This is a genomic window from Pseudomonas sp. GW823-FHT02C02 (assembly GCF_058797635.1).
Map to the genome: position 1 here is coordinate 130,579 of NZ_JBXAJV010000014.1, position 24,869 is coordinate 155,447.

Genomic DNA, 24,869 nt, shown 5'->3' on the forward strand with positions numbered 1-24,869 from the left:
AGCATGCTCAGTCGGTTAGATTTCCAGTCCAACGCCGTGATCGCTCTGCTCGATTCCGATGTAGTGGTGGAACCGAGTCAACATCCCGACTTGATCCAAGCCAACAGCGACATCGAGGCGGCGGCGATATGGGTGAATACCACCGCCACCAATCCGAAGTCTCGCCGGGTCATGCGCAAGGAGGTGGAGCGATTCATCTTCTGGTCCCAGTACACTCGCGGGAAGCAACTGTCTCAGATCAACGTCATGGACGTGAACGACTACGCCACTTTCCTGGCCGATCCTCAGCCCCGCGAGTTGTGGGTCAGTGAAACCAAGTATCCGCGTAAACACGAGCAGTGGCGCCCGTTTGCAGGACCGCTCAGCCTAAGCTCGCAGCGCTATGCCCTGATGCAAATTGGTAGCATGTACGCATGGATGGTCAAGGGCGGTAGACTCAAAGGTAACCCGGTCGGCCTAGTACGCAAGCCGCATGCGCCGGAGGACAACACGATCAAGCGCTTACTGCCTGAAGAAGGCATTGCCCTCGCCTTTGAAGCAATCAGCCTGACCAAAAGCCCACGCAAGCGAGCGCGGGATCACTTTATGTTCAGCCTGTATTACCTGACCGGTGTGCGAACCTTTGAGGCGACCACCTCCAACATGAGCAGCCTCAAATGCTCGGCCAATGGGACCTGGTGGCTGACTGTTCTCGGTAAACGCAACAAAGTCCGTGAAGTACCCATTTCCGAGGAGCTGTACCAGGACCTGCGGCTATATAGAGAGACCTTCGGTTTGCCGCCGGATATACCTGCGAAAGATCCAACCCCCCTCCTCCTAGCCGCCAATTCGAAACTCAAAAGGGCGCACACCAGCACAGTGCTCAAAGCCATCATCGAGATCATGACCCGGGCGGCGGGCCTGGCCATTCAGCGCGAACAATTTGAACTGGCCGACCGACTATCGGAAGCGACAACCCACTGGCTTCGTCACTCCTGCTTCAGCCATCTGGCAAAAGCCACGGGCGATCTGGTGATGATCAAATCGTTGGCTGGCCACAGCAAGATCGAAACCACTAGCCGTTACCTGCACACCGAAAACGATAACCTGCATGCCAGAGTGGTTCAGACACTGAGCACGCCGCGGCTCAAATAGCTCAGTTATTGCTTTGGCGCACCCCGGGACGCTTTTTGGGCATCCAAGTATTTAAGGGCTTCGACGCCAATCCAGAATGCCAGTTTCCCATCGGCATCATGGCTGGCTTTTTCAAGCCTCTTGAATTCGTCCAAGGGCAAGCCGGCGCCCCTCAGGAGCGCATGGAAAGCCTTCATGGAGTTATTCAGAACATCCAGTCCACCGCCTTCCAGGACGATCGTCAGCGGCTCAGTCAGTATTGGTGGTGGTGCTATGTCCCCAACGTCGGTGGTGTGCGCAGGGTCATTTAAGTGATTCGGCGCATCCGACTGCGCTGCCTTGCGCTCAACTTCGGCAACCTCGACCTCGTACTTTGCCTCGGCCCAGTCCAAGAAGCCGCCGGGTTCTCCACCGCCCTCAAAAAACTCTTCTCGTAACGCTTCATAATGCTCACCGTCGTTGTGGTGCAGCCATTCGTTGAAACTTTTCATGCTCTGCGCTCCGGGTGAACAGGCGCGAAACCCGCGCCCTGGTACTGCCGAACCCCTCACGGCGTGCTTGTGTGTAGCGGTTGCTCGGCTTTTCCTACTCGTTTGCCTTGTGGTTCGCTTCTTCGCGCCACTTGCTTTCAGCGCTTGACTTGGTAGTACCGCGGACATCTATTCGCTCCCCGCGAAATTCCGCATACGCACGGTATGACTTCCCACCCTTAACTATCCAACCCTGGACCTGCTCACCGTCAATTACGGTTGAAAACTCAACTGCTGCGCTCATTGCCTACGTGCTCATGTGGTTATTAATGAAGCCAGCTTGCCGTCACGACAGCAAGTCGTGTGCATTTCGGAGAGCGAGTCGCGGCCTCCTGACAAGAATATCAGCCAGCCCATCGTGACGTTCACGGAAGATGCCGGCAGGTCATCGAGCGCCCCCCCTGTGCGAAAGACCCCTTCCCTGCTGCCCTAGGTGCTCGTACTTGGCACGTACACCAAGCCAGTGATTAGCCATTGTCTGTTTCAACGTGCGGCATTAGATACTTAGCTGATTATTCGCAATCCATAGGGTATTGATCATTAATTTGCCTTTTTACTATATGAAGCTACAGTGCAAATGACGATTTCTATGCGGGTATCACCCCATTTTGTCTTGTATCAGCTGATACATCCGGTACAGAATGGCCCCATTCGTACTTTCACTCGCCGGTGCCGCACATGAATGCAGCTACAGAACAACTCGATCAATACACGTTCACCGACTTCACTTCCTTGAGATACAGCCCGAAATTCGTAGCGGAAAGCTTGCAGATCAGCTCGCAAACCCTGAAAGCGATCGAGAAGGATAACGACCTCACAATCGACCGAATTCGTGGGCCTGTCGGTGTTCGTAGTTACTCACTGATTGATATGTTCCGCATTGCTGCAATCCGCCGCCAGAACGGCAATACCAAAGGCCTTGGTCGACAAATCACGATCAGCACCTACGTACAAAAAGGCGGCACTGCAAAAACCACCACCACTTGCAACACGGGGATTTTGTCAGCGCTGGCAGGCTATAAAACGCTGATCATCGACAACGATCCTCAGGCAGACGTTTCCAGCATGTTGGGCTATGACCCAGATCAGACGACTGAGGAACTTGCCGAGCTTGGTCTACCGGTGGACCGTGCGGTTGAAGGCCATTTGGGCAACTTGATGCGCCTCGGGTCAACCTTCCCGCCCATGGATCTGGATCAGGTGATCAAGAAACCTTTCGGCGAGGATGGCCCTCACCTGATTCCCGCATTCGATTCGCTTGACGACATGGATGTGGTCCTTCGAAACGCGCAAGGCGCTGACTTTCGGTATTCGTTGTTCATTGAGCGGGCTCGGCAAGGCAAGGTCCCGCATTGCGACCTGTCCAGCTACGACGTGATCATCATGGACAACGCCCCATCTGGCACCATGCTTTCGCGTAACAGCCTCGCCGCTGCGGATTTCTTGTTGTGCCCAATACGCATGGACAAATTTTCGTTTCGAGCATTGTCGCGACTGGCTTTCAAGATCAATGACATGAGCGCGGATTTCGGGCGGGCCCCTGAAATCATCGCGATTCCGACGATGTACATCAGGAACCGTCCTCGTATTCAAGCCAACTTGGCTAGGCTTTCTTCGCTGTTCCCGGGTAAGGTGACCGAGCAGCAGTTGATCCATTCCGAGGACTATTCGAAGAGCCTGGAGGATGGCATCCCGCTGGTGCTCTGGAAACAAGGTACCGAAAACTCCCTCGGCGCCTTCCGTAAGGTATTCGACGAAGTCATGGAACGCGCTAAGTCCGTGCTGGAGAAATCCAAATGAGGAGAACCAGTCCTATCGGCAAACCCTCGGTCATCGCTACCGAGGGCAGTAGCATTCAGGGCGTCTCAGTCCCAAAAACTATGCCTGAGGCACATCTGAAACCGATGGAAGAGGTTCTTCGGCAGATGGGCCTGTCTGATGATCCAGCCGCTGAAACTCCGTCACCTCCGAACGGTGCGTTGGTATCCGCTGCACGTCACTTTGAGCCAGGTCCTGCGGATGTCGTGTTGGCCACGGAGAAGCTTCCAGGCGAAGTGATGTTTCTTCAGATGTCGCTCATTCGCAAGGGGAAGTACCAGCCCCGCCGAGTGTTTGACCAGGAGAAGCTTGCCCTACTCGCGAATACCATCGAAGACAACGGCGGACTCAACAACGCGATCGTTGTTCGGCCTCTGCCAGATGGGAACTTCGAGCTGATTGCTGGCGAACGTCGCTTCCTGGCGCACGAGCTGTTGCGCAAACACACCATCTACGCCCTTGTCCGTCACCTCACTGATGAAGAAGCGGCCGTACTGTCCGTTGCGGATAACGACGCTCGCGAAGACCTTACCGATTTTGAACGAGGCGTCAGCTACAAGCAGCTGCTCGACGACAAGATCGTTCAGAACCAGACTGAGCTGTCCCGTCGGGTCGGTCGCAGCATGGCCACCATCAGCCGATGCCTGGCGTACTTCAAGCTGCCCGCGCCAGTCATTGGAATGCTTGAGGAAAATCCGGAACTCATCGGTAACAGGGTCGTGGCTGACCTGGTCGCGCTTTCTGACCAAGGCCATACAGAAACGGTCATTGCTGCCGCCTCGAGAATTCGCGACGGCTCCTCCCAGGACAGCTCAATCAACTGGGCCAAGAGCGAAGTCCGTAAAAAGGAGCATCCGCACACTCCATCGCCTCCCAAGCACATTGCTTACAAGGAGCGCACCCAGCTGGATGCGCGCATTGACGGGCGTAAAGTGATCCTGACACCACCAAAAGGTGTCAATCCAGAAGAGGTCCTAAAGTACCTGGAGGAGATGCTCAAAGACCCTTCGTAGCAACTGCGCCGCAATCAGAAATCGCCACTGGAGACGGTGGCGTGATTTCGATTTGTATCTCCTCCCCCGCGGTCCCCCTCTCAGCTGCATACCTGTCGAACAGCATTCTTTACCTCACGCGAAGCTTTCCGCCGGTGCCGTATGGGCGCCCACGCCACTTGTCAGCGGTCTTGCCCAGCTATTGCGTGCATTAACTGCTGTGCAGACGGTATCTTGATCACCATAAAGCCAAGACGACTGGATATGCCGTATGCACAACTACCCCGCGGAATCGCTCGATATTCAAGCTCGCTTGCACGGTTTTGGTCTGAAGCCGAACCACCTGATGCTGATTGGGTCGTTTGTCGTTGCGTATGGGCTTTTCGAGACAACACTGGAGCGTGCACTTTGGACTCTCTCGGAAACTGACGTGGCGGGCATACGGCCCTTTACCGAAAAACTAAAGTCTGAAGAGCAATTCAAGATGCTTGGTGAAGGGAACCCCAAGCTCAGCGATAAGTGCAACGCCGTGCTGAAGGTTGCCGCGCAAGTCGCGGAGGATTTGAACGATTACCGTAACAGCCTCGTTCATGGCTATCTGCTTTCGTTTGGCGCTGACAGTACACCGTCATTTATGAAGAATCCTGGCTGGCACGATGTGAAGCGGAACAAGCCTGTTGGCGATGCCTATATTCAGGAGCCATTTCAGGATCTTGTCCTGATCGCTGCTTGGGCGCTCTTTAAGATTGTGCAACTAGCGGAGAAGTCTCTGGCCGATCCAGCAGCACAGCGTGCCATTGAAGCCTTGGCAGACGACGTGAATCGAGCGAGAAGCTACGCCAACGAAACGCGGCACTTGTGTATGTTGATGAATCACGAGAAGTACTAAGGGCAGTATCTCAACCTTGTTCGGGTATCCTCCAGGACGACTCGAACGGCGGCGGTCTCTCGCTACCGCCGGCACATCGCGAGGTCACTCCCCTCTGGATCACACCCTCGACACTAGGCCCATAGCTTTGAGCATCCTGGGCCTGACCTAGCCCCCCCTACTTTAAAGCCCTAAAATGCTCCCAACCTGTTGATTTTTAAAGGGTGGATTTCTGGCTCACTCATTTTCACTGTGAAATATCGGTAGATCTGGTCTTTTTCACTGTGAAAAACCTTCAAAGCGCTGTCTGTTTTTCACTGTGAAAAACCCCCTTTCTTCATATCCAACTGTCCTCCCTTTCGGCTATTCAAACTCGCAGGCGCAAACACTTGCGGCACCTTATCAATCGAAGCCTTTGCCCCGTAAGCCGTACCCATATACTCCTAGCAGTGGGAGCTATGCACTATCCACAGCGCACTGCGCACTGCGCACTACGTAGTGTGCATTGCCTACTGCGCAGTGCGAACTACCCACTGAGTGCCCCATTAAGGGAGTGTATTACAGCCGCCTGAGCTAAGAATGGGTAAGCTTTCTTTCGGCAGCCCAGGGCGTCTACCCCTTGTTTTTCACTGTGAAAACCTACCCCCCTCGATTTGCTCTAATCAGCGTCAGATCTGTTTCGAGCGGGTTTTCACAGTGAAAATTCTCGCTTCTATTTTTCACCGTGAAAATAGCTCGGTCGCATTCAGCGCTTAGGCTCAACCAGATTTCGCCAGCTCTCGTTTTCACAGTGAAATTACCGACCATGCAGCTGTGCATGTTGTTAGCGATCCATAGGCGCCTCCGACCGGTACGTCGCGCTGCTGATGAACAGCTACCTGTTCACCACAGGTTTTCACTGTGAAAAGGTTATTTCCACTAACCATGCCCTTACACCAGGTCAGCCCTGATCCGTCCCTGCGAGCCTCCTGAAAAAGCAACACCGGTCTACAGCTCGTTTTCACTGTGAAAACCCTGCCGCGACATGCGTACTCGAACCGTAGACCTTCTGGTTAACCTTATGAACTTCCCAAGGATTTAACGGGCTGAGCCACGACTCCGTTACCAGATCTTCGGGCAGAACCTTTTCTCTATGAAAACAGGCAGATAGTGGAGTCTGGCGTTACGCGAGCAGATACAGGTTTTCACTGTGAAAGACTCACGCGACTTAACTCTGGCCATCTGTCTGCCGGCGTCGCCCAAACGATGGGCGCACAGACTGAACGCCAGAAGACCCCGTGAGGCCGTCGCAGGCTTATCGACCAGAATGTTTTCACAGTGAAAACCTAAAGACAGAGGCACCGTACTTAAGACACGTAGCTAGAGGTTTTCACCGTGAAAACCTGCTCTACGGCGATGGCGGGATTTTTTCGGGTTTACCATCAATGTCCAAATCGTGGAAAAGGCATCGATGATAGGGCGCCGTAGGTTTTCACTGTGAAATGTCACGTTCCTGAGCCTGCAAGCCGAAGCCAAGGCAATGAGCAATTTTCACTGTGAAAATAGTTAAACGCACCTGTTTCATGCCAGCGCCGGCACCGGACAGGGCGGAGCGCTACTGCCAACCGAATGGCGTTATTTAATACCGAATACATATAGCTACGTGTTAGCAGTCGATTACAATGCCGTGTGATTCATACCGAGTTACACCCAAAGGCTCAATTTAAGCCAACCCTAAATACCTCGGAGATGCACATGACTTCTATTGCACTGGTACTCGCTGACGGCTCTGGAACCATTTTCGAAAACACCGATCGGTCGTCTGAGCGAGCCCCGCTGTTTATCGGGTATGTCGAGTTCTTACTTAATAAGGAAAAAAGCCAAAAGCTCAAACTCGACGTCGCAGTCTGGGTGAAGCAAAAAGCCAATTCGGAAGAGAAGTTTTATTCACTCTCGATCGGAGGCATCAATGCCAGCCTGTTCAAAGAGAGCGAAAAGGTGGGTGACGGCCCTGACTACGCAGGTAGTTTTGGCTTCAACCATGAAATGCGCATCGCAGGCTGGAAGAAGCTCGGCGTCAACGGCGCCAAGGATTACATCAGCCTTGCCATTTCACCCAGGGTGAAGAATGCTTCCCAAGCTGCACCACAGCAGAACACGGCATCAACTCCATCCCCAGCGCAATCGCCGGTAAATGCACAAACCCCGCAGCCTGTAGACACTGGTGATCCAGCGTTTCAGTTCTAGGATCCAGATAACCCCCCCGACCCTGCACGCACGTGCGGGGTTTTTTTTTGCCAGATTCCAGGCAGGCGCTACTTCTATATATAGCTGGCAAGGAGCACATCACCGTCAACACCACCTACAGCGGCATCGGGCACTACGGCAAACCAAAGGAATGCCCTCTTAGTTACGCTGATCCTGGGCTGACGTACATGCCCATCCCCCACAATGAAGTGAAGGCGGATCCTTCGATCAGGCACACGTCCAATTTGCCGATACCTGCACGCCGGCGCCCTCTGGCCGGGTGCACACGGTTGCGCGAGCGTGCCAGGCGGACAAAACACACCCCAGGCGAGTGGTCTTTGCCATGGCACAGTTGGCTATCCACACTGCTCAGCCTGGTGCGAACGGGTTTTCACAATCACCGGCGAAGTCGTCGGCCTCAAATGTGCCACGGTTAGTTGAGCTCCATTCGGGAATCGGCAGAATCACGAGAATAGACCTACAGCCCTAAAACACGGGGCCATACAGGCAAATGTGCCATCGTTAGAGACCATAAACCTCGATCCATCAGGAAATGTGCCATCGTTAGATTTTGCGCTGAGTTGCTCTTTTCTGAAATGTGCCAGCGTTAGGGGTTATAGCCAGACACGATTACAGACGCTTTTCACTGTGAAAACAGTTGCTGACGTGATCGATTCAGAGCGCAGGCACAGCGTTGCTACAGGGCCATATAGGGGGGACCGGAAGGGGTTTCTGGGACTAAGGGACGATGAGCCTACTTAATGTGCCATCTATAGGGGACCGTCGACGCTCATAGCCCCTTGATCTACTTAGCAAAACCCAAATGTGCCATCGCTAGAGCATTGCTAAAGTAAACCGCCAGAAATGGCTCCCAGCAGTTCCATCGTTCTGGCTGTGATGTGCCACGGTTAGATAGGCACAAGTGAAAATCATCTCACCCCAATTTGATGGAAGCCTTTAAATACGCGGGTTACAGATGATGTGCCATCGCTAGTGGGTAATTTCACTAAGCGGGGCACAATTGGAGGATGGATCTAACGATGGCACATGAATGCCCTAATGGAGGCACATTTCACTAAGCCTGGCACAGCACTGCTCTAACGAGGGCACAAATGGCACGAGCGCTGGCACTATAGGCCCTAACGATGGCACACAAAAAGCGCTGGAGGCCTTATAAACCGTGGCTTTGCGGGGTCCACTAACAAAGCTTCTAAAAAGCAGTAAAAACAGAAACAAGCTGTTGTTAGTTTTTTTGGACTGACCAGGCGAGAAGCAAAAGCGGAAAAGCTGACCGTTCAAGCTGAACACTAACCATGGAACAATTCGACCCTGAAGATGGCACCGAGAAAAGATTGACCCCATCTCAAACGTTCGGGTAATGTGCCACCACAGTCACCCAATGGCACATTTGAGATGGACACCTCTTCAACACGACCACGAACTAAACGGACACCTGATGCGCCGACTGGTGAGGACAAAACTCCCACGAAGCGAAAGCGTGCTCCGAAAATTCTGGTGGTCAGGGAGATTGAACCCTCAAAAGCTGTTGAGCTGAAGAAAGCTGTTGAAGCCCTGGCGATGCGAAACGTTTCAACGACCAGTGATTTCACATTCCTGCAACGCAAGCTGTACAACACACTAACTCAGTTCGCCCAACAGAGGCCAGACACTGAGATGGTCCACGATATCCCAATCAAGTTGGTTGAGGAACACGTGGGTCATACGACCTCGAATAGCAGGGACCACCTGAAAAAAGTCCTAAAGGGCATGACCCAGGTACAAGTGGAGTTCGATTACAAAGGCGAAAGCCCAGGTCGAAAAAGTGGGTGGGGCGTCGCAAACTTGATCGCTGAAGCCTATATCCTTGATGACAATCAGACAATCCGCTACTCATTCCCCGCAGAATTGAAACGCCGGTTACTCGATCCGACAATTTTCAATCTGATTGATCTGCGAATGCAGTATCACTTCACAAGCTACTCCGCGCTCTCTCTGCACGAGCTCGTATCCCGATACTACGGGTTCTCTCAGAAAGAAACCTTTCGCGAGCATTGGACCGCCTGGAGCGTCCTGCTATCAGGTTCAGCAACCCCGCATGAGGAATTTCGAGACTTCAATAAAATGCTTGGCCGTGCAGTCGACCAGGTCAACAGTATTGAAGGGCGTTTCAAAATCGAAGTCGTCATGACCAAAAACAACCGCAAGTACGACAAGCTATGGTTCAAGCTTGAGCCCCTGATGCAACCTGAGCTTGGGCTATCGCCAGCACCAGAGATCGTAGGCGCTGAGGTTTCTAAGCGGCTGAAGGCTCTGTCCTTGAGTGCCAAGGACATCGAAGAGCTGGGAATGAGTCATGATGAGGAGTACCTGCTGGCACAAGCGGACTACACCGAAGCGCAGATGAAGAAAAAGGACTCTGTCGCCAGTCCTGCTGCTTACTTCAAAGCAGCCGTAACCAACAACTACGCTAAGGCGCCAAGCAAGCAGAAACCGGCAGTCTCAACGGATGCCCCGGCTCCTGCACCGAAACCGCCAAAGACTGTCAAAAAGCCTGCGGCCGCTACGCAGACTGCACCGGCGAATCAAATGAATGTCCTTCTCGAGCAATGGGGTGCTGCACAGCGCACAACAATCCGCGACGAGATCAATGCGCAGAGCCCGGAAGAGCTGCAATTGCTGTTGGCGAAGTACGAGCCGCAGCTGAAGAAGGACGATCTGGCTTACAAGCAATACAAGTCGAAGGGCTTGAGTCCAATGGTGCTGAATTGCCTAGTGGCGATCATTTTTGAAGATCGCTTCAAGGAAGCCCCAACATCAGACCAGCTGTTGCAATTCCTGCTATCCGCGAATGCAGGCGTCTAAGCATAGAAGGTGAGGGGTTCAACCCTGCGAGGATGCCATGAGGCCGGTTCGTTTGATCAGGGCCAGCAGCGATTCAGCAGTGAGGAAAGGGGCATTTTTCAACATTTGCTCCATCACCAACGTGATAACCGAATAGCAATCACCTGGTCCGATCGGTAACGACCTCGAGGCCAGACCCTTAGCATTCACCGATAAAAACACTTTGCCTGGCTGGTTTTCCAGAGAGAACCATTTTTCGTTCTGCGCACCGTGGCCTTTGCCATCGAACTTGCTCTGGATTTGAAGCAAAGTTGCCAGCACCGAGGGTAGCTCCCGTGTCGACAGCTGAATCGCGATCTTGTCTTCCCAGTTGTAGGTGCGGGTACCAGACGCCAAAGCCGCTTCAATCCGAATGGTGTGCTCTTCGGTCCGGGTCTGATCGGCAGAGAAGCAAACTGCAACCTTCCCGCCATACACGTGCCGGTTCACATAGTTTTTTCCGGATTGCTGCTTCTGCGGCTCATCAGGTTGGCCAACCGCTACACCAACATCGACAGAGCCATTGGAAACGTCGTTGGCCGCTTCGACCACATCTCTGCCCGCAGGCCTATTGAAATCGGCATGTAATGCCTTGGCGTAGGTCCTACGCAGGTACCCGCCGTCGCCGTTTTCTGGGCAACCGCTATCTACCCAGCGCTTCAGTGCCTTTGCAAATACAGGCCCCTCTTCACGGCCGATGGCAACAAGCAAAGGAATGCTTGGCGCAGTTAATTTCGCGGTGGCCAGGCGGTCGGTAACCACGGGGAGAACTGAGAAAAAGATGCCTTGGAGATAAGCAATCGATTGAGCGTCGCCAGCGTTTGCGCGTTCAATCGAGGAGGTGAGGGTGCTGCCCTCGAGAGTGTGTATCTCCTCCAGCACCTCTATCGAGGGGGCCGGTATTTTTAGGCGGAGGAGGTCAGAGGTGGTCACGCGTGCATTGAACATTTTTCAAGTCCTGGGCAAAAGGAAGATCCAACCAGTAGGCCTGGCTCAGATCTTAGCAATCATCCAGTATCTTATCAATACGTGTTATTTCCGTGCATTTTACGCGGGTAATCGTGGGCGATTTTTTACAGTATCTCTACGTCCAAAGCATGGTTCAGCTCGGACTCAATGTCGACCGCAATACCATCAATCATGAAGTCGTTTGGCTTGATCACACCAAGGGCCATCATCACCAATGGCGTCCCCATATCCAGGTGTTTTGCGAGGACTCGAATGGCCTCCAAATCCTTCAACGTCGGCATGGGTTTACCAACACGCCAGGACCGAAGCTTCAATAATGGTATCTGCGTCTTTTCCGCTGCCTCCCTCAGATCGGTAGACCACGTTGCGGCAATCAGTTCATCAATGATGAATTCAGCTGAGCCGGCGACGTTCGATTTCGTGACGGAGTCAAAGTAGTCCGCGGCTTCTCGGCTGTCTTGTGCATTTGAAGATGACTTGAACACAGCGGAGGACTGGATCAAGCAATAATCCGACCAGCAGAACACGTCTGCCATTTGCAGCACACGAAACCCGGAGCAGCCTAAGAATGCGGCAATTTTATCGATACGTTTGCGATCCAGAACATCGAGTAACACATGCGGCTTGGACCTCGACACATCGCCGAAGCAACTGGCAAGAGAGTCCGCAGTGAATCCACACTGATTACTGGCGACTGCGAACGGGACAGATAGCAGATCGCTTCTGTCAATTATGGCCTGATAAAGGCGGAGCCCTTTAAGCACGACGAATCCTTTTCGTTTTCATACAATCATCAAATTCACCGAAGCGGATACCCTATCTCGGCTGACAGCCCACCAATCTTGAGCTAAGCCGAATCCGAAAATGACATTGGGATCAACACGTTCGGTAACAGAAGATTCATCCAACCCCGAGACAACACTAAAAGCGAAGGCCGAGGATACTGATAGCAATTGGCCAAGCTTATCGGGTAGTGGCTCAACATTGGAATACGTGAGCAACGCTTTTTGGATAGCCACCGGGAATTTCCAACGTTTGAGGAGCTCAGCGGCCACCTCCGCGTTGTCAAAGTCTAGTAGATCCATTTCAACTTCTCGGCGTTCCATAAAGTCCAAAGGGCCTACGTGTTGAATTACTTCCGACGCCTCATCCGGCATGACAAGGTGAATCAATAGCACGCCTAAACCCTGCATCAATCCTGTCGTGAATGCCTCATCACGGTCATGGTCTGTTTTTGCGGCCAGGTGAGAAGCCATGAACGCAGTATGAAGCCCCATTTTCCAATAGGCGGGCATATCGATGCCTTGCACTTCTGGAATCGCTTTCATCAGACCGTTCGTAATGATAGTGGTTCGCAGCGTGTGTATCCCGATGGTCGAAATTGCATCCTCGAGACGCGACACTGACCCGCTACGGCCAAAATAAGCGGAGTTGGCTGTTCTCAGCACCTTCGCTGCCAAGACCTGGTCAGCGCTTATATTTTTCACGATGTTCGACAGAGGAACCGCGGAGTCCTTTGTCATCTCGTACAGGTCCATGACAACAGTCGAGATCGTTGGCAGTGCTGCGGGTCGTTTGAATATCCGCTCCAGGTTTCTCATAGTCTCTCGCAGGTTAGGTCGATTCGCGGTGCGAATTGTAGCGTTGGGTGCAGGGTGACCCCAACGATTCGGGTGGCTCTCGCAGAAATTGGCCGCAATATCCTAGTCCGTATGGTAATTCCCAAGGGCCACTATAATCACCCATAACGCATAACAGCACTCGACGAGGATTCAAAATAGCCTTGACAGTATCCATGAGTACTGTTCCGTGTGAGCACGATTATAACTTCCTGTTGACCATCTCCTGTTGCAAGGCCGTTAGGCGGAACGCCTCAACTGCATACTCTTTCAGGAGATTCCCCATGATTCAGCAATCACAAACTACTCAACTCAATTCTCGGTCCCTGCGCATTTCAGGTCTTTTCCCTAGTGGGGAAGCCTTCAGTGATGTGGTGGACGCTGACACCTCCTATGAAGCCATGATCCGTGTCATCTCCCAGTGCCGTTACAGCGACGCCGGCGGTGATCTTGAAGTCATCCGTGTGGCCGATGCGCGTACAGGCGCTCAGCTCACTGAGGCGCTTCTTTCCGCGGATCAGGATCTTCTGCGTGAGGTGGATGCTGTTGAGTACGTGCTTCACACAGTTCAAACTTCCCTCGACACTGGGCGCACCTCTTGGTCTGACGAGAAGTCTGCCGAGCTTCGCGCCTTCGTTGAGTTCTTCGACCTCGTGCTGTCCCAGGCTCCGGGTGTTTTTGATGGGCTGTGTTCAGGCCAATCACTGACGTCCGATGATGAGATCACGATCGTGTTCGAGGATTCCAGAAGCTTAGAGACTGAGCTTGTGCCGGCCGACGCGCTTTATGCGTTGGCGACTGTGGCGCTGGAGGAGGGGAGGGTTGCCGCTGCCTATCAGGTTCTCACGATGGCCAGCTTCACCCGCGTTGCATTGAGTCAGGCCTGCATCAGGGCGCTGACATAAGAGAAACCTTCTGGACCAAGTCCAGAAGGTTTTTTTTTGCTCACCAGATTATTTTCACCGGCTCCAGGTCTCGGACGAGGGCCGTCAAGTTCTCTTGTATAAGGACAGTATTCCCCTCGATCAGAACTCGCTGTGATTCAAATTCCGGGGTTTGCTGCCAGTGAGTTCTGTGCACTGGAATCAAGCAGGGCATACGTCCCGTTAAGTCCGACACGATAAACGAGTAGAACTCTTCACTACCCCGGGTGAGAACCGTGGGAGGGCTGGTAATTACGTAGAGACCATGAAACGCCATACCAGGTCCCAATGTCGCGATATGGTGGTGGTGGCCAGAAGCTGCGTATGCATCATAAAGACAAATCATGGTGTACGTTCCGTACCGAGCCGAGCTTTCAACGATGAAAAAAAACCCCGCTTCTGAGGCGGGGGTTTTGGGTTATTTGGCTAACCGCTGCTCGAGCATGTGGGAAAACCGCTTCTCGTATTCATCGATCCACTGTTCGTACCTGGCCAGTGCCGTAGGGTCAGGTTTGGTTTCGTCGTTGCGCCAGCGGTAGATCGTCATTTTGGTCACGCCCAGCATGGTGGCGAGATCTTCATCGTTCTTGGGATTGAGGCGTGTTTCCCATTCTTTGAAAATCTGGCTCATCGGCCGGTTGAATCGCTTCAACCGCTCGACGCGAAGCGGCTCTTCTGCAAACAGCGCCCGGGCCTTGTTCATTACGTCGTCTGGTACCGAAGCTGTTCGCCCATAGATGTAGGAGGAAAGCCGCGGGAGACCAATGCCGAGTGCAAAAGCATAGTCCTGGTTACGAAGGCCCAGCTTGTTGCCGATGTCGACCAATTCTTGCTGATCGACAGATAGCTCGGTGCGCCCGCGTGCTTTCTTTTCCCCAGTAGTGGGTTGTGAATTGCGCTGGGCGGTGGATGCCGGTGTTTCAATTTCGTCATCGGTTTCTTGTTTTTGAAGTACAAGACGCACTAGGGGGTCTTGTTCCATCTGGAATACTCCGGAATCTGCCACAGTCTGTTCTCCGCTTATCACCCGTTGAAGTGCCTCTGCCATCCGCTTTGTGGCAGTTTGAGTGTCTATTTCACGATCGTGATCGATTTCTTCATGATCCACCAGAGTCGATTGCCCTATCTCCTCACCCCTTTCCAGCATGTCCTCAATAGAACTGTGATTCACGACCAGTTTCTGGCGGTCTCGAAAAACCTCACGGGTCACATTGTTGGCGACGGCGTAAACGACAGCATAGACAGCGTCGGTGTCGACAGTCTTGGGGAGCTGGGAGTGAAAGAACACCTCCATAACGCGTTGCAATACCTCATCAAAATCATTGAGGTCACAGCCGTTCTTTTTGGCTTTTACGCGGCAGATTTTGCGAACGCGCTCGTCTTGATTCATCGCATAGGCGATTCGATTGACGAGGAGAGGGGAGCGATCGCCATCCAAAATGTACTTCTCGCACAGTTTTTCGAATGGCGACTTTTTCCCAGGGGGGCTCAGGAGGGAGTCAGGGATATCGCTGGTGTTTCTATCTTGCTCCGGATTCAGTTCCAACTCCGGAGCTTTTGCTTGTTCTGCTGCCATAGAGGGGCTCGTTGATTCAGAAAATCCTACGCAGCCACGTTGTCCACAGTTCGATCCAGACGGGGGAGAACAACCTCTCTGAAATGCTCCAAGGAACTGGACACCTCAAGTAGGACTTTCATGCCTGCTGCCAGGATCTCAGTTCGGATCTCTGGGTATTCAAGCATGGAGCGTTCAATGCGTTCATTCACCTCCTGCACCTGGCTTGTCAGTAGACGTCCGTTAATCCCGGCTTCAATAAGCGGGGCCTGACCAAGCACAACACCGAGAGCATCCAAGCCAATCTCGATTGGGGTGTATTCGTGGTTCATGAAGCATTACCTCTGGTAGCGACCACTGTGGGCTGCTGAAGTTGATTATACGTACGTGACAGATTGCGTCAATCGAATCCATAACGCGTAAGTAGAAGATGCAATCGGTTCGAAAAACTGTTTCCGTGCAGCGCGAGGGTGTGAAACTAGAAGGGTGGACCGTGCCAGCTGTTAGATACAGGTGGCCTGAATCGCGTTTTCGAAACTGGACAAAGCGCCATGCATTTCTGCCAGCGATGCGGCATGAGTCGAAGCAATCAAGATTCCGGCCAGCAGGATTTCCGCTTTGGCTTCAGGGAAGTCACTCATTGCGGTAACCATGCAATGAGTTGTGCATGGGACATTGCAGTCTTTTTGGTACCTGGGGCAGCGGGGCGTTCCATCGACGGAAAGACAGCCAAGCGAAGTAAGCCCGATTTCCGTTGCGCCGTGATTGTTGTCAAAGCCATATGACATATAAGTAACCATAATATCCATCGAATTCCGTTAGGTTGGATCCACGATGGAAATTATAGGTAACTGTTAAACGCGTGGTCAATAAAAAGGCGCCATAAATGTTACCGTTTCCTTACACTTTAGTGCGTGCAAAAATTGGTATGCGTCTTTTTTGTAGACCAAAACTTGAATATTGCTCGTTAGGGCTAATGTAAACAAAAAATATAGGAAAAAAAACCGTCGCCAAAAAAATGGCGACGGTTTTTGGTGGGTTTCACAAAAAAATGCAGTCTGGCTTCACAAAAATCTCTTCAGGCTCTTGTGTAGAAGGGGAGTCAGCGTTGGTGAAAAGCGAAAGCGTTGTCCCGATTGGGGGCTCTGGACTGCGGGCTCCAGATAGAGTTGACGGCTTGGGACCTAGTAGGGCACACCTCGGATTAGAGACCTTGGTTGTTTGTTTCTGTGGAGACAGTCCTTTCCCATATGGAAGACTTGTTATCGGTTGCTCACCCTTTCTTTTAGGTGGGTATGGAATATCACGGAGATCGTAGTCTTTTTGTTTGGTATCCGATGTCTTTACTTCTCTATCTGGTTTAGTCGGCGACGTTAATTGCTTTGTTTTTTGGGTAGTAACTTCGATACTTTTTTCTGGAGGGTAATACGTGAAATATCCCGTATTCACCAGAGAGTAAAAAGGCATGCTAATTCCAATGCTGATTGGAATTAAGATCCACAGGTAAGTACGACCTCCGCACACCGCTAAAGTTAAACCAATGGCAGCTAAAGCCAGGCAAACCGATTGACTTGCCGAGAGTTTGATTTTGCGCATACCCGCTCCAATAAATAGTCCTCGTGCTTGGGGATGGTTTACAGGTGGACCTAATGGTTCACCTGTCGGAACCTGGGCACCCACGCAAAAAAAAGCCCCCCAAAAAATTGGGGGGCGGTGGGTCTTTAGAAAATGAACTCCCGGCCTGTATCGCGTACGACCGGTACGTCATGGGCAGATGGCTTTGGTAACGCAGGTACCGTGACCATTTGGTTCGACATTGAAGAGTTAACGGATCGGATGTGCGGCGACGCGTTGCTGCTCAGTGGCGTTCCTTGCAGATCACGAATGGTTACGCTGTCCGAGGTAGCCCTCCTGTACTGATTGAGTTGATCCTCTGTCATTGTTATCCCGTGATCGGCAAAGAGTTTTCGCCAGTCAATATTTCCCTTTCTTGAGCTCAATGATACGGAAACGCCATTTCCTTCATGACGCTTCAACCCTTTCGGCATTAGAGAAACAAGCAACGCCCTTGCTGCTTCTTCGCGCTCCTGGGCGAGCAGCATGTTGTGGTTTGCAGATAGCCAAGCTGCGGCTGCCGCGGTCCACTCATCTGTTCCCCACTTACCGGTTTGCAGTCGATTCCAAAAATCCTGAACCGCTACCAAAATTTGATTTATCCGATTTTGATCGCGAGGGACCTTCAACAGCACACCCTTTACCCCATCAAAGGAGTAGTAGTGCGCATACGTGGCTTCAGTGACAAACATCTGCTGCTGGAGCTGGTCGACGTACTCCGGAGGAACAACTCCTTTGAGTGCAAGGGAGTGTGCTGTATCTCCAGGGCATTTAATTTCGACCGGTATAGCGTCGAAGCCGTTGTAGCCATCTAACGAAGCTCTGATGAAAGGAAACGCCGCGCTTACCGCGATGAGAGGCGTCACCGTGGATCCGGTGTGCCTTTCGTATGCTACTCGTGCCACGGGTTCGAGGCGGTGCCCGCGTTCTCTAATCCGATCCACGAATGGATTGGGAGGCGGGGGAGGGCCGATTCCTCGGCGGATGCGAAACAACTCGTAAGCAGTTCTGAACTTCGAGGTACCCGTGATTATTGGGGCTTCACTGGCACCAATTCCGCCCTCGCGCCAGGCGAGCCACTCCGGCGAGTTTTGCTTTGTAGCTGGTCCCGTAACGATCTGCATCGCCATGTTTTTGCTCTCCACAAATGAAAGCGGGCCTCAGGCGGTTTGCCTGTGGGTTGCCCTGATAGGTAGAGATGTTTAACGCCTTCACGGATTTTCAATTTCTCACCTGGTGTTCGGCATCTCCGGGTGACAAGACAATCCCTGAGGGCTTAAACCTATGAACAGTTCAGTGAACGATTCGATGAATGACTTGAGGCATGGTCTGGCGAGGATTGGCATTTTTGCGGTGCCGGCAACGACACGTTTGTGCGCTCGAGGGTACAGGCTTCACCGTATGGACCCGGTCCATGCGGTGGCATTGATTGAAAACTTTGATCGCGGTCTCTTTTCCTCAGTCAAGTCTAGGAAGATCAGGCTTGCGGAGAGTCATTCGGGCAATGCGGACGTCTGGACCATTCCCGATGCACAGCTCTTGGTGCGCGGAGAGAACGCAGTTTGTGTACCTGGGCTTGAAAGCCAGCTACCGAAGCGGACGAGGGTACTGAGTCACGGAGATGGGTATTTGAGCGTCGAAGGCTTTTGGAGCGACGCAGGTGAAGACCGGATTTTGCTAACGCGTTGCGCTGTTGCAGCGAATGTCACATCGCGAGCATGGCTCGCTGCTTAAAAAACCACACCCGGCCGTCATTCGTGACAGCCGGGTTTTTTTTGCCTTCAGTAATTGTTCTTCAGTCGCATGGCGGTGGTAAGACCTAACTGTGCATTTTCCTTGCGGAGATCATCCAGGGATAGTGCAGGATCAGAGGTTGCTGCTGCCGAACTCGCACAGCTATGACCGCCCAGGCAAATGCTGTGTATGACGAGGTTGGTCTTATTCAGGTTTTCGACTGACTGACCGTTGGTGTTATTGGCAGCGTTTGTGGCCGCCGTCATGTTCATGGCCACGCCGTTTCCGAGCACACCAGGTGACGTGCAAGAGTTCAGGGCTGCACAGGTAACTACCGTTAAGGCCACAGATGCGCCGGTGGCCAGAACAGCGCCGGCACCGGTATGGGCTTCCTTGTACTCAGAAGCTGGCCCAGCGTAGATCTCACGAATCGAATAGGTGAGGTCTGAATCGCCGTGCACGACGTTGTATTTCGCGTTCTTCAGCGACTCGTTCACGAAGTCGGCCATTTCGGTATGCGTGTCGGTCGATACAGCTTTGACCGTACCTTTCCAACCTTCCTGTAACCGAGCATTGATCAACGACGATTGAATGCGGACTGGCCCATTATCGACGAGCACAGGCTTTTCAGCGCAGCCGACGAGGGTGGCAAAAATGAGTGAGACGGGGATGGCAGCGGACAGCATCTTGAACATGTTGGGGCCTCCTTGGAATAACATGTAACTATAATACTGATGTATCTGAGTTAGTGGCAATGTGGCATCGAAAAAAAAGTTAAAGCGTAGGCGATTTGAGTTCTCGTGGCCGGGATTGAGGCCTGACATGAGCTTTCCGTGTTCAGTTTGTCTATTGGTTCGAACAGGTTTTATCAGCATCGAAAGCCACGATACTGCCATCTTGGAGGCCGGCGTGAACGCATGGCGTTTCAATTGGGCCTCCGTACCAATTTAGATCGATGATCACGGGGACGACTCCGGCTGTAGACGCTTTGAGCCGCTGGGCTTCACAGGTCCAGGTGGTTAATGGGTTTTCATCGCCTTGCAAGGTGTAAATCTCGACCGCAACATCAAGATCGCTGTTTGGTTTGTGCGTGCCGCGAACCCGGCTGCCGAAGAGATACGCCTTGCGAATAAGTGGCTGTGTGCTGGCCCATTTCGCGACGGCTTCTTTCATATCTTCGATACTCACGATCCGGTTTCCTCTATCAGTTCAGTTGTTGCCCAGCTCGCCCGGTTGCCACTCGACACCTTCACACTCATCGTGCGGCCCGGCGCTGGTGAAATCGGCACCTGGGTCAAGATCGTAATGCTCTGGTGGCAGCGCATAGTTCGCTGCTTCCAGACGCTGGCATGCCTGCTCCCAGCTCTCTCCGGGCCTCGCGCCAGCCTCCACCTGGGCAGCGCTCAACGACGGTAGCGGAACAAAAAACGGGCGTAGGATGGGCATCGCGCATGATTTCTTTCAGTGGATCCGGCTGTTGGACGGGGCAGTACCGGCGCCGATCTGACTGAGCGCCTGTTCAAATGCCGCGTGTGCCTCGGACTTCAGCGCCTCACAGGTGGGATGGTCGATCAAGTCAGCCCAGTACAGCGCCCCCACCCACCCCTTGAAATAGCCGTAGTCATGGGATGAATCGGCCTGGGTTGTCTCGGCCACCAGGGTGCTCAGTTGCTCGCGGACGCAAGCTAGGGTGCGAGGGTTATTGCGGTCTGTCTTCGCCATGGAGGTACTCCAAATCGGTGGTCTCCTTATAACCTAGGTGCGAAAAGGGGAGTGATGGAAAAAATGCAAAAAAAAGCTGGGTCTTTTGATATACAAAAGAGCCCAGCCTCGGTAATCACAGAAGCCGCGGCTCTGTAGATGGAAAATCCACCATTACCAAGACTGGGCTCACCTCTTTGAGCGCCTTTTGGATCTGTCGATAGCAGTACGACGTTCACGGCTCGGCTAGCCTAGCGAAATCCCCACCAGTTGCACCTGGCTGCTATGTATAGGACGTGGTGTCCGGGGAAAGTCATTTGCGCTGTTCACTTAGGGGTGAACGACCTGAGGGAGTATCGCTACAACCTATTCATCCAAGCATGTGTTGTCTGCTATCGGGAGAAGCCCGATGCACGACTATTGTCTGATCTCGAAACTGGCGGTGCATCACCGAGTTGAGAACACAGAAGCAAGACACAAGGGATGCATTAGGGAGCGATACTATCAGGCGGTATGTGGGTGATGCGCTTACCCGTTACCGTGTTGACTACAAAGGAGGCTTCGCAACCTCGGACCTGACTGGCTTCTCCAGTGGGAGTATCCGTAAACTTTGTATCTGGTGATGCATATCAGCGCTTTGTAATCGGTGAAGGCATTCACTCACTCGCCTTCCTTGATAGGCCAGGCAAAAAAAAACCGACCTCAGAAAGAGGTCGGTGGTGACACGGTTTAGACAGTATCGGGAATGAATAAAGCTTTCGATACGCCTTCCCAGCTTTCGGCAGGAATTTGCAAAATCATCATTCCTTGGCAGCCATCGTGTTGAATGGTTATGCCATCCATCTCGGCCATCCCCACGACGTTCATGCCATGACTTTCGGTGAGGTGTAGATGTCGCATGCCGTGTGGCAGTTGTTCAACCATGGGCAACTGATCATTTTCGTGGGGGCGTTGGAGATAAAAGGCGTTGTGAATCTCACGAGCATTCAACTTGGCAGCATTTCCGAAGTCAGTGACGATGTTGTAGCACGACACACCATTAAGGTCGAAAGCCCCTGTTACACGAGCGTTTCCCATCACACGCCCGTCTTTGGTGAAAAGAGGTTGGCCAGCAAGAATCAGTTTCATTCGTTAGTTCCAGTCTTGGTATTGAGGGGGGCGGCTATGCGTCCCAGTTAGTGGGTCATAGGCCTTACGCTGAGTGATGATGCACAAGGGGGCATACTTGGAGTGGCCACCTTTCACGGTCCGTACCCTGCGATCGGGTCGACCAGGGCCGTAAACTTCGACGTGGGGCGGGGCTGCCGATTAACTGGCGTCAACCAGCCTTTGAGATGAAACGACGAGTGACGGTGGTCGATGCCAGCAAGTCAAAAAGACACTGGTTTTTCACGGTGAAAACAGGGATGGCCATGAAGGCGACCAGCACTGCGCCCAGGGCATAAGGGTTCGCAATACTCAACAGCAGAAACATGGACAGGATCTTGAGGGTGGTGCGGAACAGGCTTTGCCAGAACGAGATGTTGCCAACCAGGGAGACCGTCCGGACCCGGAGTAGAAATTTCCCCAGGGTCGTACCGTTCCAGACCTTGATCAGAGTCGCTTCGTACAGCAACCAAACGAGCGGCAAAGTGATTATAAAATAGGGCGCCAAACTCAAGGCAATTCCCTCGTACCACCGATCAAGCGGCATACCTTCTGGAACTGAAAGTGCGGGGGAGGTGTGGGCGGCAATTAAAGCGGTAACCGCCAACAAGACGAGCGTAAACGCAGTGACCAGGAGCCCGTCGATCGCGGTGGCCAGAAGCCGTCGAATGACAAACACGGTGTTCAGCAGAGTATTCATTATCTGAGCCTTGAATGGCCGCGGCAGAGGCTGCCGCGGAGAGGGTTAGGGGAACATCGCGCCCATGGAATTAAGAAGTGCTACCTGCTCGGCATCTGGCAACTGGCCGCCGTCAACGACGACGCCCATTTGTGCCACGGGTAGTGGATGCTGATCAGCCGGTTGCAATGCCGGAAGGGGGGAAGCTGGAACTACCGTTGCTTGGGCGGCAGGTATTCCTGGTAAGGGCAGATCGGTCTCGGTTTGTTGGTGAGGCTCAGGAGGTTGCGGTTGAGCCGGCGGCTGTAAGGCAGGTTGAAGATCCTGCGCCACAGTCGAATAAGACAAAGCAGGTTCATCTGAATGGCCTGTAACTGGCTGGCGACCACCAGCTTTTGCCGTTACAGATCGCTGCTTGGGTACGCGTTTGCGAGGTCTCGCACTGAGAGGCTCTCGGGCCCCTTTGGAGCCAACTGAAATCAATCCGCCGGGGCCAGACAAAACTTTGTTCAACGCATCGTCGAGAGTGCCGGCTTCACTGTGCTGAATAAACCACTGATAAAAAACACCTCTGATTAATGGTGTGTCATTACCGTATGGAAGTTCTGACATGAACTCGAGTAAGCCCGGGCACACTGCATCCGGGAGAATTAAGTTAATTCGCCGTTCTGTTTCGTCTGGATCGTATACCCGTACGAGCTTAGCCATTCGCGGCTACCTGTTGTTTGGCGCCAACGGATGCCCGTATAAGTTGGCCCAGTGCATATCGTGCAAAACCTTCCGCCACCGACCAGCGGGAGTTTTCCATCAGAAAACTGTGTTTCCAGGTTTGAGAGGTAATTGCATGGATTGCCTCAGCACTGCCGCCGGCGATTAAAATACCGTTCAAGGATCGGGCGTCGTCAGCAAACAGCGAATTACCCTTAGAAATAATTTCTTGAACAACATGGCTCTGTGCTTCCAGGACTTCACTTGCAATAGGAATCTCTTCACCGAATTGGAAGAGCGTCTTCGTACGAAACGCTTCCTCACATTCCACCAGGCTCGCAGTCAAATCTCTTTTTGCGAGCACGCGTCGCAATTGTTCAGCTGCCGCACTCATTCCGGAGCAGGAGTCAGCACCACGTTCAATATATTGGCCTTCTTTCATCAGAAGAAAGTCAGTTGAGAAGTGACCGCCCTCAATGACGCCATAGGATTTGGTGCGACCACCGGAGCCAATCAACTTGTCTTTGATTGGCATGCCGGACTTATCGAGCACGTAATCGCAATAAGCACCCATCGGTTGTGGAAGGGCTTTGATCTCAACACCTTTCGGAAGTGCCTGTCTGGTTTTCTCAACCAAGCGCTCTTGGCGGGTGCCGTAAAGTTTCGAGGGAGTGCCAATTACGACATAAGCACTGTCCAGATTAGGAACGCCGGCTTTGTGCAGTCGGCTGAATGCGGACTTCACAAGTGCCAGGTATTCCGGGGTGTCGGTCCAGTCATCATTCAAACCGATCGAGGAGGTGAGATTGCCTTGAAGTCGGGCGGTGTCGCCAGTGAAATAGGCTTTACCGTCGACTATTTCGGTTTCCGCTTTCGCTCGCTCGGCTGTCGTTGGGTCCGTCAATTCGACCGCGGGAACCGCCAGGGTAGGGTACATGATAGGAAAACGGGTTCCTTCGGCGTAAGCAACCACTTTAATGGCGCTACGACCCGCATCTAGACCGACAACTGTGCGACTTTGCATTCTTAAAAACCTCGTTAAATCAATTGCTTAAAGGTGGATTGCAATGCGCACTGCGCATTGCTCACTACCCAGGGGGAAATCAGAAGTGTGTACTTCATACTGCGCATTGGTTGAAGTTTAAGATACATAACACGTATTGACAATACAGACAGAATCCAAAGAAAATCCGCCCCGAGCGCACCCCCCTGGTGCGGCTATACACAACCCCCCGAGCAACGCTTAAACAATGGCTATACACAACCCCCCCAGCATCGACGATTTCGAGGACCTTCGGAGGCTTGCCAAGGAGTCGGTGGATACCGCCGTCGACTACCTGATTCGGATCGACAACCTGCTTATGCGCATGGGCGAACTGCTCTACGTCATGCAGCCCTTCCAGTCCGGCAGAATCGCGATTGATTTCAACCTGCACCGGGGCCAGGCGAAACCCTTCATCCGGGTGTACAGAAAGCTCAGGGCAGGCAAGGGAAAATGGACCTCTACCAACGTCAGCCATCAAGGCCTGACAAAGAGAGTCAAGCGATCCCGTGAGTTCGAGCCCAACCACAAACTCATGCTGGTCTTGTGCGAGCGGATCACGAAACTCTTTGAATTGCGTGGGCAAATGCATGATCGCCTTCGCTATTTGATGCATGGCGTATCTCTTGCGGTCAGCAAGCGTGGCACTGAACTTGATGAACTTGAGGCCTTGGTCAACGGAATGCTTGATCGGGTTGAAATGCAATTCGAAGGGAAGATGGAAGTGGAGTAATCACCCAGGGCGGTTAACC

At 52.8% G+C, this 24,869-nt stretch carries 25 protein-coding genes; 8 read left to right on the forward strand and 17 right to left on the reverse strand.

Annotation, left to right across the window (positions count from 1 at the left end; translation table 11 throughout):
* Positions 1–3 precede the first annotated feature (3 nt).
* The gene (locus tag AC1ROI_RS23290; protein WP_173678312.1) at positions 4–1,134 is read left to right on the forward strand and encodes a tyrosine-type recombinase/integrase; all 1,131 of its coding nucleotides are present in this window, start codon (positions 4–6) and stop codon (positions 1,132–1,134) included.
* A 5-nt stretch (positions 1,135–1,139) separates the two neighbouring features.
* On the opposite strand, the gene AC1ROI_RS23295 is transcribed toward AC1ROI_RS23290, so the two are convergent.
* Positions 1,140–1,604 carry a hypothetical protein gene (locus tag AC1ROI_RS23295; protein WP_102599453.1) on the reverse strand — a complete coding sequence of 155 codons (465 nt, stop codon included), beginning with the start codon at positions 1,602–1,604 and terminating at the stop codon, positions 1,140–1,142.
* Positions 1,605–2,321: 717 nt separating this feature from the next.
* Here AC1ROI_RS23295 and AC1ROI_RS23300 point away from each other — a divergent pair.
* The 5 genes from AC1ROI_RS23300 to AC1ROI_RS23320 all read left to right on the forward strand — a co-directional run bounded on the left by AC1ROI_RS23300 (position 2,322) and on the right by AC1ROI_RS23320 (position 10,409).
* Positions 2,322–3,443, forward strand: a complete 1,122-nt coding sequence (locus tag AC1ROI_RS23300; protein WP_102599451.1) for a ParA family protein — start codon at positions 2,322–2,324, stop codon at positions 3,441–3,443.
* Positions 3,440–4,474 carry a ParB/RepB/Spo0J family partition protein gene (locus tag AC1ROI_RS23305; protein WP_102599450.1) on the forward strand — a complete coding sequence of 345 codons (1,035 nt, stop codon included), beginning with the start codon at positions 3,440–3,442 and terminating at the stop codon, positions 4,472–4,474. Before AC1ROI_RS23300 ends, AC1ROI_RS23305 begins: the two co-directional genes overlap by 4 nt.
* A 250-nt stretch (positions 4,475–4,724) precedes the next feature.
* Positions 4,725–5,342, forward strand: coding sequence for a hypothetical protein (locus AC1ROI_RS23310; protein WP_102599449.1), 618 nt, complete (start codon positions 4,725–4,727; stop codon positions 5,340–5,342).
* A 1,713-nt stretch (positions 5,343–7,055) separates the two neighbouring features.
* On the forward strand, positions 7,056–7,547 hold the full coding sequence (locus tag AC1ROI_RS23315) for a hypothetical protein (RefSeq protein WP_102599448.1): 492 nt from the start codon (positions 7,056–7,058) through the stop codon (positions 7,545–7,547).
* A 1,413-nt stretch (positions 7,548–8,960) separates the two neighbouring features.
* The gene (locus AC1ROI_RS23320) at positions 8,961–10,409 is read left to right on the forward strand and encodes a RepB family plasmid replication initiator protein (RefSeq protein WP_173678011.1); all 1,449 of its coding nucleotides are present in this window, start codon (positions 8,961–8,963) and stop codon (positions 10,407–10,409) included.
* A gap of 18 nt (positions 10,410–10,427) precedes the next feature.
* Here the strand turns inward: AC1ROI_RS23320 and AC1ROI_RS23325 are convergent, their stop codons facing one another.
* The 3 genes from AC1ROI_RS23325 to AC1ROI_RS23335 all read right to left on the reverse strand — a co-directional run bounded on the left by AC1ROI_RS23325 (position 10,428) and on the right by AC1ROI_RS23335 (position 12,997).
* Entirely contained in the window at positions 10,428–11,375 is a 948-nt protein-coding gene (locus AC1ROI_RS23325; RefSeq protein ID WP_102599447.1) for a hypothetical protein, read from the reverse strand.
* A 125-nt stretch (positions 11,376–11,500) separates the two neighbouring features.
* Positions 11,501–12,160 (reverse strand): hypothetical protein, encoded by a 660-nt coding sequence (locus AC1ROI_RS23330; RefSeq protein WP_102599446.1) that lies wholly within the window; start codon positions 12,158–12,160, stop codon positions 11,501–11,503.
* A gap of 18 nt (positions 12,161–12,178) precedes the next feature.
* The gene (locus tag AC1ROI_RS23335; protein WP_102599445.1) at positions 12,179–12,997 is read right to left on the reverse strand and encodes an HDOD domain-containing protein; all 819 of its coding nucleotides are present in this window, start codon (positions 12,995–12,997) and stop codon (positions 12,179–12,181) included.
* A 302-nt stretch (positions 12,998–13,299) separates the two neighbouring features.
* Between AC1ROI_RS23335 and AC1ROI_RS23340 the strand changes: the two genes are divergently transcribed.
* Complete coding sequence (locus tag AC1ROI_RS23340) at positions 13,300–13,920, forward strand: hypothetical protein (protein ID WP_102599444.1); 621 nt, start codon at positions 13,300–13,302, stop codon at positions 13,918–13,920.
* 436 nt (positions 13,921–14,356) lie between these two features.
* Here AC1ROI_RS23340 and AC1ROI_RS23345 read toward each other — a convergent pair whose 3' ends face one another.
* The 13 genes from AC1ROI_RS23345 to AC1ROI_RS23405 form a co-directional block, all read right to left on the reverse strand.
* Positions 14,357–15,514 carry a hypothetical protein gene (locus AC1ROI_RS23345; RefSeq protein ID WP_102599442.1) on the reverse strand — a complete coding sequence of 386 codons (1,158 nt, stop codon included), beginning with the start codon at positions 15,512–15,514 and terminating at the stop codon, positions 14,357–14,359.
* Between the two features lie 26 nt (positions 15,515–15,540).
* Positions 15,541–15,825, reverse strand: a complete 285-nt coding sequence (locus AC1ROI_RS23350; RefSeq protein ID WP_102599441.1) for a hypothetical protein — start codon at positions 15,823–15,825, stop codon at positions 15,541–15,543.
* Between the two features lie 171 nt (positions 15,826–15,996).
* Positions 15,997–16,302, reverse strand: coding sequence for a hypothetical protein (locus tag AC1ROI_RS23355; RefSeq protein WP_146013511.1), 306 nt, complete (start codon positions 16,300–16,302; stop codon positions 15,997–15,999).
* Positions 16,303–16,534: 232 nt separating this feature from the next.
* On the reverse strand, positions 16,535–17,089 hold the full coding sequence (locus AC1ROI_RS23360; RefSeq protein WP_146013512.1) for a hypothetical protein: 555 nt from the start codon (positions 17,087–17,089) through the stop codon (positions 16,535–16,537).
* A gap of 125 nt (positions 17,090–17,214) precedes the next feature.
* Complete coding sequence (locus AC1ROI_RS23365) at positions 17,215–18,237, reverse strand: lambda-exonuclease family protein (protein WP_102599440.1); 1,023 nt, start codon at positions 18,235–18,237, stop codon at positions 17,215–17,217.
* Between the two features lie 651 nt (positions 18,238–18,888).
* Positions 18,889–19,536, reverse strand: a complete 648-nt coding sequence (locus tag AC1ROI_RS23370; RefSeq protein WP_102599438.1) for a hypothetical protein — start codon at positions 19,534–19,536, stop codon at positions 18,889–18,891.
* Positions 19,537–19,687: 151 nt separating this feature from the next.
* Positions 19,688–20,029, reverse strand: a complete 342-nt coding sequence (locus AC1ROI_RS23375) for a nucleotidyltransferase domain-containing protein (protein WP_102599437.1) — start codon at positions 20,027–20,029, stop codon at positions 19,688–19,690.
* Between the two features lie 21 nt (positions 20,030–20,050).
* Positions 20,051–20,287, reverse strand: coding sequence for a hypothetical protein (locus AC1ROI_RS23380; RefSeq protein ID WP_102599436.1), 237 nt, complete (start codon positions 20,285–20,287; stop codon positions 20,051–20,053).
* A gap of 15 nt (positions 20,288–20,302) precedes the next feature.
* The gene (locus AC1ROI_RS23385) at positions 20,303–20,563 is read right to left on the reverse strand and encodes a hypothetical protein (RefSeq protein ID WP_102616825.1); all 261 of its coding nucleotides are present in this window, start codon (positions 20,561–20,563) and stop codon (positions 20,303–20,305) included.
* Between the two features lie 708 nt (positions 20,564–21,271).
* Positions 21,272–21,670 (reverse strand): hypothetical protein, encoded by a 399-nt coding sequence (locus AC1ROI_RS23390; RefSeq protein ID WP_102599794.1) that lies wholly within the window; start codon positions 21,668–21,670, stop codon positions 21,272–21,274.
* A 190-nt stretch (positions 21,671–21,860) separates the two neighbouring features.
* A complete protein-coding gene (locus AC1ROI_RS23395; protein ID WP_102599795.1) occupies positions 21,861–22,388 on the reverse strand; it encodes an RDD family protein in 528 nt (175 codons plus the stop codon).
* 45 nt (positions 22,389–22,433) lie between these two features.
* Positions 22,434–23,075 (reverse strand): hypothetical protein, encoded by a 642-nt coding sequence (locus AC1ROI_RS23400; RefSeq protein WP_173678026.1) that lies wholly within the window; start codon positions 23,073–23,075, stop codon positions 22,434–22,436.
* Positions 23,068–24,099, reverse strand: coding sequence for a ParM/StbA family protein (locus tag AC1ROI_RS23405; RefSeq protein WP_102599796.1), 1,032 nt, complete (start codon positions 24,097–24,099; stop codon positions 23,068–23,070). Before AC1ROI_RS23405 ends, AC1ROI_RS23400 begins: the two co-directional genes overlap by 8 nt.
* A 226-nt stretch (positions 24,100–24,325) precedes the next feature.
* Between AC1ROI_RS23405 and AC1ROI_RS23410 the strand changes: the two genes are divergently transcribed.
* Positions 24,326–24,850, forward strand: a complete 525-nt coding sequence (locus AC1ROI_RS23410) for a hypothetical protein (protein WP_102599797.1) — start codon at positions 24,326–24,328, stop codon at positions 24,848–24,850.
* Positions 24,851–24,869: the final 19 nt, after the last annotated feature.